Annotated in this window: 11 protein-coding genes and 2 pseudogenes; 9 read left to right on the top strand and 4 right to left on the bottom strand. The window is 68.9% G+C overall.

What is annotated here, in order from left to right:
* Nucleotides 1–436: 436 nt before the first annotated feature.
* Nucleotides 437–652 carry a hypothetical protein gene (locus ME121_RS06315; protein ID WP_012329775.1) on the top strand — a complete coding sequence of 72 codons (216 nt, stop codon included), beginning with the start codon at nucleotides 437–439 and terminating at the stop codon, nucleotides 650–652.
* Between the two features lie 249 nt (nucleotides 653–901).
* The gene (locus ME121_RS06310; RefSeq protein WP_024827234.1) at nucleotides 902–2,410 is read left to right on the top strand and encodes a LuxR C-terminal-related transcriptional regulator; all 1,509 of its coding nucleotides are present in this window, start codon (nucleotides 902–904) and stop codon (nucleotides 2,408–2,410) included.
* Nucleotides 2,411–2,422: 12 nt separating this feature from the next.
* Here the strand turns inward: ME121_RS06310 and ME121_RS33355 are convergent.
* Nucleotides 2,423–3,186: pseudogene (locus ME121_RS33355) on the bottom strand (IS5 family transposase); the annotation flags it as partial.
* A gap of 302 nt (nucleotides 3,187–3,488) precedes the next feature.
* Here ME121_RS33355 and nhaA point away from each other — a divergent pair.
* Genes nhaA through ME121_RS06290 form a run of 3 tightly spaced genes read left to right on the top strand, consistent with a single transcriptional unit; the run spans nucleotide 3,489 to nucleotide 5,671 of the window.
* Nucleotides 3,489–4,628, top strand: a complete 1,140-nt coding sequence (gene nhaA, locus ME121_RS06300; RefSeq protein WP_051252272.1) for a Na+/H+ antiporter NhaA — start codon at nucleotides 3,489–3,491, stop codon at nucleotides 4,626–4,628.
* Nucleotides 4,629–4,686: 58 nt separating this feature from the next.
* Complete coding sequence (locus ME121_RS06295) at nucleotides 4,687–4,872, top strand: hypothetical protein (RefSeq protein ID WP_043342450.1); 186 nt, start codon at nucleotides 4,687–4,689, stop codon at nucleotides 4,870–4,872.
* Nucleotides 4,873–4,900: 28 nt separating this feature from the next.
* Nucleotides 4,901–5,671, top strand: a complete 771-nt coding sequence (locus tag ME121_RS06290) for a potassium channel family protein (RefSeq protein ID WP_012329771.1) — start codon at nucleotides 4,901–4,903, stop codon at nucleotides 5,669–5,671.
* Here the strand turns inward: ME121_RS06290 and ME121_RS06285 are convergent.
* Entirely contained in the window at nucleotides 5,668–6,960 is a 1,293-nt protein-coding gene (locus ME121_RS06285; protein ID WP_024827236.1) for a DUF2254 domain-containing protein, read from the bottom strand. The two genes, ME121_RS06290 and ME121_RS06285, sit on opposite strands and share 4 nt — an antisense overlap.
* Nucleotides 6,961–7,043: 83 nt before the next feature.
* On the opposite strand from ME121_RS06285, the gene ME121_RS06280 reads away from it, so the two are divergent.
* On the top strand, nucleotides 7,044–8,297 hold the full coding sequence (locus ME121_RS06280; RefSeq protein WP_059408517.1) for a cation:proton antiporter: 1,254 nt from the start codon (nucleotides 7,044–7,046) through the stop codon (nucleotides 8,295–8,297).
* Nucleotides 8,298–8,526: 229 nt separating this feature from the next.
* Here the strand turns inward: ME121_RS06280 and ME121_RS06275 are convergent, their stop codons facing one another.
* The gene (locus tag ME121_RS06275; RefSeq protein ID WP_059408516.1) at nucleotides 8,527–8,832 is read right to left on the bottom strand and encodes a hypothetical protein; all 306 of its coding nucleotides are present in this window, start codon (nucleotides 8,830–8,832) and stop codon (nucleotides 8,527–8,529) included.
* Between the two features lie 310 nt (nucleotides 8,833–9,142).
* Between ME121_RS06275 and ME121_RS33350 the strand changes: the two are divergent.
* Nucleotides 9,143–9,292 (top strand): annotated as a pseudogene (locus ME121_RS33350) (ion transporter); the annotation flags it as partial.
* A gap of 96 nt (nucleotides 9,293–9,388) precedes the next feature.
* Here ME121_RS33350 and ME121_RS06270 read toward each other — a convergent pair.
* Nucleotides 9,389–9,781 (bottom strand): winged helix-turn-helix transcriptional regulator, encoded by a 393-nt coding sequence (locus ME121_RS06270; RefSeq protein ID WP_024827238.1) that lies wholly within the window; start codon nucleotides 9,779–9,781, stop codon nucleotides 9,389–9,391.
* A gap of 82 nt (nucleotides 9,782–9,863) precedes the next feature.
* Between ME121_RS06270 and ME121_RS06265 the strand changes: the two genes are divergently transcribed.
* Both ME121_RS06265 and ME121_RS06260 read left to right on the top strand, forming a co-directional pair.
* The gene (locus tag ME121_RS06265; RefSeq protein ID WP_059408515.1) at nucleotides 9,864–10,595 is read left to right on the top strand and encodes an SDR family NAD(P)-dependent oxidoreductase; all 732 of its coding nucleotides are present in this window, start codon (nucleotides 9,864–9,866) and stop codon (nucleotides 10,593–10,595) included.
* A gap of 244 nt (nucleotides 10,596–10,839) precedes the next feature.
* Nucleotides 10,840–12,279 (top strand): 8'-apo-carotenoid 13,14-cleaving dioxygenase, encoded by a 1,440-nt coding sequence (locus tag ME121_RS06260; protein ID WP_059408514.1) that lies wholly within the window; start codon nucleotides 10,840–10,842, stop codon nucleotides 12,277–12,279.
* Nucleotides 12,280–12,305: the final 26 nt, after the last annotated feature.

The raw sequence follows: 12,305 nt of genomic DNA, 5'->3' as shown, positions 1-12,305 counted from the left end.
GGCTCCCCGCCGCGGCAAGAGCAGCCCTACGGTTCGCCATCGGTCCGCCCGATACGCCTTGACTGCCTCGCTAACGCGGACCTAGCTGAACGCCCGGTCCTGCGCGCGCGGACGACCCGACGTGACGTAGTCTGGCCGTTCGCGACCCGTCTGTTTGAGGCTCGGGTGGCGGCCGATCGTACGTCTTGCGCGGCTCAAAAGGGGTTCGAAGTGACCCTTTGCAAGACTATCCGCTCCGTGGATCGGCTACGAATGCTGAGAATTCTCCCGAATATGGGCGCGGTGGCCCAAGCAGCCATCCAGGCGGCGCCTTGAGGGATCATACCGGGCTGATTGACCAGCCAGGATCGCACTTAGGACGGATCCGGCTATCACACCCAACGAGGGGCGCCATTTGAGCTCGCGTCGTAGAGGCAGACGAGGATGCGAGGGCTCCATGTCGAACACCGGGCCAGCAAAGCCACCCGCCATCGACGGCGTTGGGAAGCGCGTCTCGAACCTGGGCGACCCCGACCGGGCTGCAGATGCGGCCCCGGGGCCCCGCGTACCCGACGAGGATTTGGAGAAGCGCCAGGACCAGTTGCTCGACGAAGCCGTCGAGGAGACCTTCCCGGCAAGCGACCCCATCGCGCCGAAGCGCATCACAAGGTAGGTGCCCGATCCTGCAATCCGACGTAGGGGCCCAGCGTTCCGGCGAACTTATTGAGCCTGAGCAACCGCCCCCTGATCGCCATAAAACGCCCAGTTTCGGGCACATCGCCGGGCTCAGTTGACGTCGCTCACCCGCCTTGAACCCAAGATCGGCTCGCGGTGTTCACACAGGTGAGTGAGGTGCTCCGCATGGTCCGAGCCACGGTTCTTCGCTGACGAGCGCCTCATCGCTCCGCGCCGGGGAATTCCGATGCCCAGCCAAGAGCAGATGATGAAGCGCCAGCAGGTTCTGGCCGACTTCGGCGAGTTCGTCCTGCGCAGCGAGAACCTCGACGAGGTGCTCACCGAGGCCTGCCGTCTCGTCGCCGAGGCTTGCGGCATCACCCGCGCCAAGATCCTGGAAATCCAAGAGGATGGACAGGTGCTCTTCGTGAGGGCCGGCGTCGGCTGGGCTCCGGGCATCGTTGGCCGGCTGCGCCTACCCATCAGAGAGCGCTCCTCCGAGACCTTCGCGATCAGGGAAGGCTTGCCGATCATCACGCAAGACATCCGCGAGGAGGAGCGCTTCGATGTCCCCGCCTTCATGAAGGAGGCCGGGGTCATCGCATTCGCCAACGTGCCGATCTTTCTGCCGGGCCGGAAGGCTTACGGCCTGCTGGAGGTGGACGCGACCGAACGGCGCGACTTCGGCAACGAGGACACTGAATTTCTGCGCACCTACGCCATTATTCTCGGGCCGGTGATCGACCGCCTACAGAAGGCGAGTGCCTTGCGCTTGACCGAGGAGCGCTTCCGGCGCTTCGCCGAGCATTCGGCCAACGTGCTCTGGCTCGCCGATCTGGAGAGTGGACGGCTTGATTACCTCAGCCCGGCCTTTGAGCAGGTCTGGGGCATGCCCGCCGAGGACATGCCGGACCTCGCGCGCTGGCTCGCCAGCGTCCACCCGGACGACCGAGATGCCGCCGCGCAGGCGCTGGAGCGGGTTGGCGGTGGCGAGACACTCGTGTTGGAGTACCGCATCCTGCGCGCCTCGGATGACGCCGTGCGCCGCATCCGCGATACCTTCTTCTCGATCCCGGGGATTGACGGACGGAGCCGGTCAGCCGGCGGTATCGCGCAGGACATCACCGTCGATACCGGCCTACGCGCTTACGTGATCGCGGGTAGAGATGATGCCCGGCGTGACCTTGTCGAGGCCCTACAGGCTGGCGGCTACGAGGTGCAAGCCTTTGCGGCCGTTCAGGCTCTCCTCAAGATGACAGGCTCGCTGAGGCCGGGCTGCGTCGTGTTCAACCTGGAGGAAGCCGGCGACATCGTCGTCGCAAGTGAGTTGAAGACGGCACGCGCGCACCTGCCCATGGTGGCGGTCGGCGCAAGCGGGGGCGATATCGGCTTCGGGGTCCGCGTTATGAAGGCGGGAGCGGTCGATTTCCTCGAAGCTCCCTGTGCACCGGAGGCGCTGCTGTTCGCCGTCAAGACGGCGCTCGCCGAGATCCACGCCGAGGCGGATCGGGCGCGCGGGAGCAACGAGGCTCGGAGCCGGATCGTGGCGCTTTCCCCGCGCGAGCGCGCGGTGCTGGAGGGCTTGCTCGCTGGCGGGACCAACAAGACCATCGCTCGTACGCTGGGCCTGAGCCCACGCACGGTGGAGATCCACCGGGCCCGGGTCATGGAGGCGCTGGGCGTCCGCACCTTGCCCGAGGCCGTTCTGATCGCGACGGCCGCCGGTGTGCGTCCCGCCCAACACGACGATGACTAGGGCCTGTCGTGACCTGACGTGATCGAGGGCTGCGGCGAGGCAGAGGACGCCGCTGAAGCTGGCGGCGGTCTTCTCGTAGCGCGTGGCGATGGCTCGCCACTCCTTAAGCCTTGCCCAGAGCCGCTCGACGATGTTGCGGTGGGTGTAGATCCACTCCGGACAGCGCGCGGGAGCCTCGTTGCGCTTGGACGGGATAGCGGGCTTTGTCCCGGCGTCCCGGACGTGTTGCCGGAAGCGATGACTGGAGTAGCCGCGATCCGCGACGACCCATCGCGGAACGCTCGGCAGTTGCTCAAGCAAGGGCAGCGCGTGCGGCAGTTCATGGGCCTGCCCCGGTGCGATCCGGAAGGCGATCGCGCGGCCTGCACCGTCGGCGATCACGCAGGCCTTGGACCCATACCCGCCACGCGATCGGCCAAGAGCCTCACGATCATCTCGCCCGGCTGCAGATCCGCCCTTTTCGCCGCCCCGGCCGCTTTCTGATGCGCACGCATGTTGGTGCCGTCGAGGAACACCATGCCCAGCCGAACGCCGCGCTCCTGCACGAGAGCAAGCAGACGCTCCCAGCCCCCAGCGCGCGACCACCGGATGAAGATCTGCGCGGCCCGCCACCACGGCTCGATCTCGTGCGGGATTGCACGCCACTTGGCGCCGTTCCGACGTCGCCGCTGGATTGCTGAGAGCGTGCGTCGGAGGTCTTGCGGTGGTGTCTTCGGCTTCGGCCGACACGCCTCAACCGGCGGCTCCAGAACAGCCCATGGCGCGTCGCTCAGCATCGTCCCTCCTCCCGGCGAGGGCACAAAACGCGTGCTATGCCAGATGGCTCAGGCGACGACAGACCCGAGATGCTCTGGTTCGAGGTTCGCCCTGCGGGGCTCGTTCCTCTCGCAGGCCGCGCAAGTGCGAGTTGCGTTAGCCCGGCTCCGATGCGATAGCCCGCGCAGGGTGCGCGATCCGTCGTTCGGATCGGCAGGTTGAGCGCTGGTCGGGCCGCCAGCGCCGGAGACCCGTGCCCGTGTCGTCCCCTTCCCGCGCCGCTCTGCGGCCGCCGCGCCGCCGTCTGTCGGCGCTCCGCAACATGCTCGTCAGCGAGGCCGGCGGCGGCCTCGTCCTGATGGCCAGCGCCGCGCTGGCGCTGGCCGTCGCCAACTCGCCGCTCAAGGACGCCTACTTCGCAGCCCTCAAGGCCTATCTCGGCCCGCTCTCGGTCCTGCACTGGATCAACGACGCCCTGATGGCGGTGTTCTTCCTCCTCGTCGGGCTGGAGATCAAGCGCGAGGTGCTCGACGGACGTCTGCGCACCTGGCCAGACCGGGTGCTGCCCGGCCTGGCCGCGATCGGCGGCATGGCCGCGCCGGCCATCGTCTACACCGCGGTCAACTGGAACTCCCCCGAGACGCTGCGGGGGTGGGCCATCCCGGCCGCCACCGACATCGCCTTCGCGCTGGGCGTCCTGGCTCTCCTCGGGTCCCGGGTGCCGGTCTCACTCAAGATCTTCCTGACGGCGCTCGCCATCATCGACGACCTCGGGGCCGTGCTGATCATCGCGCTGTTCTACACCGCTGACCTGTCGCTCCCGATGCTGGGCGGGGCCGCGGCGACGCTCGCCGTGCTCTACGGCCTCAACAAGGCCGGCGTGGCACGCCTGTGGCCCTACCTGCTCCTCGGCATCCTCCTCTGGGTGTTCGTGCTCGCGTCGGGCGTCCACGCGACCATCGCCGGCGTGCTGCTGGCGCTGACCATCCCGTTGCGCCTCAGCGCCGGCAAGCCGGACGACCCGACCTCGCCGCTGCATATCCTGGAGCACGCGGTCCATCCGTGGTCGGCCTACCTCATCCTGCCGATCTTCGGCTTTGCCAACGCCGGCGTGTCGCTGGCGGGTATCACGCCGCACATGCTCTTCGACCCCGTGACGCTCGGCGTGGCGCTGGGCCTGTTCGTCGGCAAGCAGGTCGGGGTGTTCGGCCTCGTCTTCGCTGCCGTGAAGCTCGGGTTGGCACAGCGCCCGGCCAATGCAGGATGGTGGCAGGTCTACGGCGTCTCGCTCCTCTGCGGCGTCGGCTTCACCATGAGCCTGTTCATCGGCCTGCTCGCCTTCGCGCATGCCCCCGAGCTCGAGGCCGAGACCAAGGTCGGCGTGCTGCTCGGCTCGCTCGCCTGCATGGCCGCCGGGGCGCTGGTCCTGCGGCTCGCCCCGGCCCGACTGCCTCGCTGCTGAACCGGGACCGGCCGCGTTCCATCGTGCCGCGGTCACCTCTCCGACATCCGAGGACCAGGTGAGCATCATGCCCCGTCAGTTCCCGCGGCGCCGTCCCGGCGCCATCGAGGGCCGTCTGTCCGATCTCATACTCGCTCTGACCGGGGTCCTGCTCCTCGGGATGGGAATGCTGATGCTGCTGTCGTGGCTTTCGGATGGTGCCGAAGGCGCCGTGGCCGGGTACGGCATCGTGCGGGATTCCTGAGATCCAGCCCCTTCCGGCCCGACGACCGATGACGATGTTCACCGCGACACTGCGCGAACTCTACGAGGAGGACACCGGACGCGCGCACCGCTTCCGCTACGCCCTGCTCGTGTTCGACGTGGCGACCATCGCCTTCGTGGTCGTCACCTCGTTCCTGCCGCTGAGCCCCTGGATCGTCGCCTGCGACGTGGCGGTGGGTCTGTGCGTGCTCCTCGACTTCGCCGCCCGCCTGCGCATCAGCCGCGCACCGCTGCGCGAGTTCCGGCACCTGAGCACCTGGACGGACCTCGTGGCGGTGACCTCGTTCCTCGCCCCGTTGCTGGTCGAGGGCGTCGGCTTCCTGCGCATCCTGCGGACGCTGCGCATGCTGCGCACCTATCACCTGTTGGAGCGGCTGCGGCAGGACAGCGGGCTGTTCCGCCGCAACGAGGACGCGATCCTGGCCGCGACCAACCTCGTGGTCTTCGTCTTCGCGATGACCGGCATCGTCTACGCCACCCAGCACGGCTCCAACCCAGCCATACAGACACCGATCGACGCCCTGTACTTCACCGTGACGTCGCTCACGACGACGGGCTACGGCGACATCACACTTCCGGGACCGACCGGCCGGCTGTTGTCGGTCTTCGTGATGATCTGCGGCGTGACGCTGTTCTTCCGCCTCGCGCAGGTGGTGTTCCGCCCCTACAAGGTCCGCTTTCCCTGCACCGCCTGTGGGCTGCAGCGCCACGAGCCGGACGCCGTGCACTGCAAGGCCTGCGGCAACATCCTGAACATCCCCGACGAGGGTGCGTACTAGCCGCCATCTGGTGCAGCGCCGCGGAGCCGGCAGTAGCGATCCTCGAGGTCGGCGAGGTCGGACGGGTCCGCCACGTCGCGGCGGGCGGCGGCGATGACGAGGCCGGCATGCCGGGCGAGGTCCGCCGCCCGATCCGGCCGCCTCTCGACCTCGGCGACGCGGGCGAGCACGTCGAGCATCCGGCCCAGGACGTGGACCGACCCGGCCGCGTTCTGCCGGATCATGTGGAACATGGCGTCGCACAGCCCGTCGTAGTCCGTGACGGGATGGATCAGCACGGTGCGACCCGCGCGCAGCACCACGCCGGTGGGCAGGTGCCGCGGCGCGATCCGGCACAGCGCGTCGCCGAGATGGTCGACGACGCTGCCGGCGGTGAACGGGTCGTTGATGCCGGGCGAGAGAGCTCGGACCGCGATCTCGACCAACTGCCGGACCGAGTATTCCGGATCCTGGAGCGCGGCGGGACGCCGCCCCAGCGTCACCGCGTCGAGAATGGCGGTCTCGGCGCCCTCGACTGGCGCGGACAGAAACGCGATCGGGAAACCGCTCGGCACGTAGTCGCCGGGCCGTACCCGCAGGGTGACCGAGATCCCGCGCTCGTGGGCCCAGTCCGCCAAGGCGTCCTCGTCGAGGGCCTGCACGTAGCCGCCGCCTGTCGCGGCCACGGCCCTTCCGGTCGGAGGATTGCCGGGACGGTCGGCCCCCGGCTCGTCCCGGGTATGGGTCGCGATGGCCTTGCAGAGGTCCTGCTGGACGGCGTCGACCACGGTCTCGATGTTGATGCTCGTGGCTATGTGGTGGACGAACCAGACCAGCGTGCCGACCGCAACCAGCGCGAGGACGAGGGCGCCGGTAATGGCGAGGTGCGGGACGAACGGGTCTTCCTCCACCGTCCGCACCGTGCGCAGAACCATCAGCGCGTAGGCGAAGGCACCGAGAAAGATGCCGAGGACGGTCTGGTTACGGCCATCCCGGATGAAGTTGCGCAGGAGTCGGGGGCCCATCTGACCGGAAGCCAGGGTCAGGGCAGCGATGGTGATGGAGAAGGTCGTGCCGGCAACCCCGATGTTCGAGGAGGCGATGGCGCTGAGCAGCGCCCGCGCGCCCTCGGCCCCGCCCGAATAGCCCCAGTTCGTGTCCGGCGAGGAGGGATCGAAGCCGGCGACGTGGGCCGTCTCCAGCCAGACACCGAACTGGGCGAGCAGGATGCAGCCGAGGACGACGAGGGCCGGGCGGAGCCAGAACAGGTCGCCGAGGATCTCCAGCCAGGCTTTGACGCGCGCGTTCATCGTTGCGGACCGATCCCTTTCGAGCCCGGCAACGACCGGCACGATGGGGCGTTCCGGAAGACCGCTGGCGGGAAGGACACGCCTTGATCTCGATCTTCGACCTCGCCGCGATGCTGCTGACGCTGTCGGCTCTGTTCGGCTGGCTGAACCGCCGCTTCCTGCGCATGCCCCACAGCATCGGCCTGCTCGTGATGGGGCTTCTCGCCTCGCTCGCCCTCGTGCTCGTCGACGTCGCCTTCCCGGCGCAACACCTCTACCAAGACCTCACCCGCGTCCTCGACCAGGTCGACTTCACCGGCGTCGTCATGAACGGCATGCTGGCCTTCCTGCTGTTCGCCGGCGCCCTGAACCTCGACCTCCGGACGCTCCGGGAGCGGGCCATGGCGGTGGCGACCCTCGCGTTGCTCGGGACCGTCATCTCGAGCGCCTCGGTCGGTGCGGCCTTCTGGGCGGCGGGGCAGGCGCTCGGCAGCCCGGTGCCCCTCGCCTGGGCTCTGGTGTTCGGGGCGTTGATCAGCCCGACCGACCCCGTGGCGGTGCTGGCCACCCTGAAGAACGTGGAGGTGCCGGAAGCCCTCGAAGTCGAGATGCAGGGCGAGGCGCTGTTCAACGACGGCATCGGCATCGTGCTGTTCACGGTGCTCGTCGCCGTCGCGTCCGGCCGAGGTGGCGAGGCGATGAGCGCGGGCGGGGTGGCGACGCTGCTCCTCCACGAGGCCGGGGGCGGCGTGCTGCTGGGCATCGTGACCGGCTACGTCGCCTACCGCGCGATGAAGGCCATCGACGATTTCCCCGTGGAGGTGCTGATCACGCTGGCCCTCGTCACCGGGACCTACGCCATCGCGCAGAAGCTCGGGGCGAGCGGCCCGCTCGCGGTTGTCGCCGCCGGGCTGCTGATCGGCGAGCGCGCGCCGCGCTACGCGATGAGCGACACCACCCAGAAGTACGTCTCGGCCCTGTGGACGCTCGTCGACGAGGTGCTAAACTCGGTCCTGTTCCTCCTGATCGGCCTCGAGGTGCTCGTCCTGCGTTTCCAGGTCTCCGGGCTGGCGCTGGCAGCCTGCGCAGTGCCCATCGTGCTCGTCGGGCGCCTCGTGGCGGTCACGACGCCTGTCCTCGCGTTCCGCTGGGGCGGCAACCTCTCGCTCGGCAACGTTCCGTTCCTGACCTGGGCAGGCGTGCGCGGCGGCATCTCGGTGGCGCTGGCGCTCTCGATCCCGGAGAGCGAGGCCAAGCCCGCCATCCTGGCGGCGACCTACGCCGTGGTGCTGTTCACCATCATCGTGCAGGGATCGACCCTCGGCCTCGTAGCACGGCGGACCCTCCGAGCGAGCTGACTGTGGCCGAATCTCTCTCCGTCGATGCGAGCTGGCGGACGGAACCCCGAGGGCTCGGTTGAGAAGCGTGACGTGCGGGCGACAACGTCGCTCAGATGCGCGGCCTGCCGGACGCAGAACGGTGGGATCCACCCCGAGCGGCCACCCGGCTCTCGATCCGCCGCCGCCGCAGGAACGTATCCCGGTAGCCGGCCTTCAGGGCCCAACAGCCGGGAACTGCCTGCCCCGTTCAGTGTGCCGGCGAGCGCTCCGATGCGTCCGGCAAGCGCTTCTTCCTTCTGCGCTTGCTCACCTTCAACACCACGTCCGCGTTGTCCTCAGTGATGCGCTCGGCCAGCGCGAAATCGTGAAGTTCCGCGGTCGCACCGTCTCCGACGCGCGGCACTTCGGTCAGGGCGTGGAACGCGGCGCGAACGATCTCCTTCTTCCTCGCCTCCGGATGCCGTTCACGGATCGCAGAACGGATCGCCTTCGGCTTCATCCCCGGGGCGGCGATCTCTCTCAGCGTCTCTGCGATCTCTCCGATCGATGCCATACCGCTTCCCTGCACCTCACCCTTCCGGCCGGGTCACAAACCCGCCAGCCGATGCGACGTTCCGATGACACGGTCACCCAGCCGGCTTCTCCGCGAGGCGCAGTGTTCACGCGGGCGTGAGGTCTTATCGCAGCGCCGGGTTCTTCCTGAGACCGGAACACGTCGGCGGCGTGCTCGGAATGCGGCGCGCCCTCTCTTCGGCGGCCCCTGCGAGGCCTGTGGCTCCCTCTCCCCCCATGGACTGGAACGCGCTAGTTGGTGCCCCGTTCGCGGGCTCAGCCGGTTCGGAAAGTCGGGCGACCGATAGAGAGTGCTCTTCCGCCTCGCCCAGGTCGTGTTCCGCCCCTACAAGGTGCGCTTCCCCTGCACCGCTTGCGGGCTGCAGCGTCGCGAGCAGGATGCTGTGTACTGCAAGGCGTGCGGCAACATCCTGAACATCCTCGAGGATGGGGCCTACTAACGGTCATAATCGGGCGCTCGATACCTGCGGCGAGACTCTGCTGGCGCCCCTTATACGACATGGCGGCTCGAGATCTTTCACACCGAAAGCCGACGTTCACTGCTTCGGTTTGATGCTGTCATGCTCGCAATTGGCCGCCTCAATCGCTGCACCATTGTCGAGGGCCCATGAGCAGAGCGCCTCGAAGGGCTGACGTAGTGAATGGCCAAGTGGCGTGATCGCATACTCGACGCCGATTGGAGCGGTCGGCAGCACTGTCCGGGTCACCAGACCGTTGCGTTCCAGCCGCTTCAGCGCGTCCGCTAGCGCCTTGTGCGTGATGCCATCGAGCCGCCGTTTGATCGCGTTGAACCGGGCCGGTCGCGGGCAAAGCACCGTGAGGATCAGGATCGTCCACTTGTCGGCGATCTTGTCCAACACCGGACGGACCCGCGCCATGTTGGCGAGCGCGCACTCGGACGCGGCATCGAGATCGGTATCGTCGACCATATCTAGGCTAACCTAAGTGCGTTCTTGATAGCAGATATACGTTCTGTATCTCTGAGGCCATCACGGATGAAGGGATGCCCTGATGGCCCGCATGGTGGACAAAGTTGCTCTCGTGGTCGGCGGGGCGAAGGGCATCGGCCTTGCGGTGGCCGAGCGGCTGGCGATCGAGGGCGCGTCGGTCGTCTTCACCGGGCGGCGCACCGACGAGGTCGAGGCCGCCGCTGCGAGGATCGGGAAAGGGGCGCGGGGTCTCGTCGCAGACGCAGCCCTACAGGAGGATCTGCACCGCGTCGTCGCGACGGTGCGGGAGACGCATGGCCGGATCGACGCGCTCGTCCTCAACGCGGGCATTTCGGAACCGGCGACCCTGCGCGACGGGACGCCGGAGCACTTTGACCGGCACTTTGCCGTCAACGTGCGTGGGGCCGTCTTCGGGCTACAGGCCGCTCTGGGGGTGATGGGGCAGGGTGGGTCCGTCGTTCTGATGGGATCGATCGCCGACGCCGCAGGCATCACGCCGTACGGGACCTATTGCGCGACAAAGGCGGCGCTACGTTCCTACGCACGCACATGGACAGCGGAACTAGCCCCACAGGGCATCCGCGTGAACGTTGTGGCCCCCGGCCCAACCGACACCGCCATGATGGCGAGCGTGCCGGAGGAGGGGCGGGCCAGGCTGATCGCGCCGATCCCGCTCGGCCGGATGGCCCGTCCTGAGGAGGTGGCAGCGGCCACGCTGTTCCTCCTCAGCGACGAGGCGAGCTTTGTCGCGGGAGCCGAACTGTGCGTCGATGGCGGGATGCGACAAGTCTAGCTTCCCCAACCCCGGTTTCAGCGTGTCCGCTTCGGCCAGTTTGCGTCCCCGAAGCGGATCGTCGCCAAACCGCCCGACTGAGACGCTCGCCCTCTCCCGCTGCAGCGGAATCCGGCGGCGCAGCCTCGCCGCTTTCGGGTATGGTGCGCCGTGGAGCGCGCGCGGCTCCCTTCGGCGGGAGGGGCCCGTGCGGCTTCGCGCCGATGTCGTTCGTGCCCGCCGCCCGATCCTGGAAGCGCCGCCGATGCCGAACCGAGTCCAGTCGGCCCTCCGCGCGGTCGCCGAGGTCGGCGTCGGCCTGTTGGCGGCGTGCAACCGGCTGCGCCTGCCCGGAACGGCCAACCCCTTCGTCGTCGGCGTTCACGAACCGATGCGCGCGGAGCTGACGCTGGAGAACCTGCCCGTCACCGGCGCGATCCCGCCCGGCCTCGACGGCCTCTACCTCAAGATGGGGGCCAACCCCGTCCGCCCGGCGACGCGGGGTCACGACTGGTTTCTCGGCGACGGCATGGTGCACGGTCTCGCGCTCGAGGGCGGCCGGGCGCTGTGGTATCGCAACCGCTGGATCAACTCGCGCACGGCCGCCACGGCGCTCGAGCGGCCAGCGGCGCCCGGGCCGCGGCGGGGCGGCAACGACACCGTCAACACCAACGTCGTCGAGATCGGCGGCCGGATCTTCGCGGTGGTGGAGGCCGGCAGCTTCCCCGTCGAGCTCGCGCGCACCCTGGAGGAGCAGCGCTACAACCCGTTCGACGGGACGCTGGCCGGCTCCTTCACCGGGCACCCGCACCGCGACCCGCTGACCGGCGAGACTCACGCCGTCGCGTATGACGGCCGCGTCTGGGAGAGCGTGCGCCACGTCGTCCTCGCACCGAGCGGGCAGGTCGTGCGCGACGTGCCGGTCGCGGTCGCGCACGGCCCCTGCATCCACGATTGCGCGATCACCGCGCGCTTCGTGATCGTGCTGGACCTGCCCGTCACGTTCTCGTTCCGGGCCCTGCTCGCCGGGTACCGCTTCCCGTTCCGCTGGAACCCCGACCACGGGGCCCGCGTGGGCCTCCTCCCCCGACAGGGCGAGGGCGCCGACATCCTCTGGTGCGCCGTCGAGCCCTGCTTCGTGTTCCACACCGCCAACGCCTACGACGACGCCGACGGGCGGGTGATCCTCGACGTCATCGCCTACGGGACAGTGTTCGCCTCGCCCGGGGGCGGGCTCGACACACCGGGCCGGCTCGAACGCTGGATCATCGATCCGTCGACGGGTCGGGTCGAGCGGCGCGTGACCGACCCCGCGGCGCAGGAATTCCCCCGCATCGATGAGCGGCGCCTCGGGCAGCGCCACCGCTACGTTTACACGGTCAGCGTCCCGGCCGACGGCAACACGCAGCTCGCCGGTGCGACGCAGCTCTACAAGCACGACCTCGAGACGGGCGAACGCCACGTGCACGACTTCGGCCCCGATCACGTCCCGGGGGAGTTCGTCTTCGTCCCGGCGCGGACCGGGTCCGGCGAGGACGAGGGCTGGCTCGTCGGGCTCGTCATCGACACCGCCCGCGACGCGACCGACTTCACCGTCCTCGACGCGCGCGCGTTCGACGCCCCGCCCGTGGCCCGGGTCCGCCTCGGACACCGGATCCCGCCGGGCTTCCACGGCAACTGGTTCCCGGCGCGCACCCCGGCTTGAGGGGCCGGGTGCGGTGCCGGGACCGG

Source organism: Methylobacterium sp. ME121 (genome assembly GCF_000974725.1).
In the GTDB taxonomy this organism is placed as follows: domain Bacteria; phylum Pseudomonadota; class Alphaproteobacteria; order Rhizobiales; family Beijerinckiaceae; genus Methylobacterium; species Methylobacterium radiotolerans.
Note: the sequence above shows the minus strand (reverse complement) of the source record. Positions and strands in the feature narration are given on the sequence as shown.

Bases quoted from the DNA above. Each gene is read 5' to 3' on its own strand.
- ME121_RS06315 (WP_012329775.1), top strand. From the start codon at position 437: ATGTCGAACACCGGGCCAGCAAAGCCACCCGCCATCGACGGCGTTGGG.
- ME121_RS06310 (WP_024827234.1), top strand. From the start codon at position 902: ATGCCCAGCCAAGAGCAGATGATGAAGCGCCAGCAGGTTCTGGCCGAC.
- nhaA (WP_051252272.1), top strand. From the start codon at position 3,489: ATGCTCGTCAGCGAGGCCGGCGGCGGCCTCGTCCTGATGGCCAGCGCC.
- ME121_RS06290 (WP_012329771.1), top strand. From the start codon at position 4,901: ATGACGATGTTCACCGCGACACTGCGCGAACTCTACGAGGAGGACACC.
- ME121_RS06285 (WP_024827236.1), bottom strand. From the start codon at position 6,960: ATGAACGCGCGCGTCAAAGCCTGGCTGGAGATCCTCGGCGACCTGTTC.
- ME121_RS06275 (WP_059408516.1), bottom strand. From the start codon at position 8,832: ATGGCATCGATCGGAGAGATCGCAGAGACGCTGAGAGAGATCGCCGCC.
- ME121_RS06270 (WP_024827238.1), bottom strand. From the start codon at position 9,781: ATGGTCGACGATACCGATCTCGATGCCGCGTCCGAGTGCGCGCTCGCC.
- ME121_RS06265 (WP_059408515.1), top strand. From the start codon at position 9,864: ATGGCCCGCATGGTGGACAAAGTTGCTCTCGTGGTCGGCGGGGCGAAG.
- ME121_RS06260 (WP_059408514.1), top strand. From the start codon at position 10,840: ATGCCGAACCGAGTCCAGTCGGCCCTCCGCGCGGTCGCCGAGGTCGGC.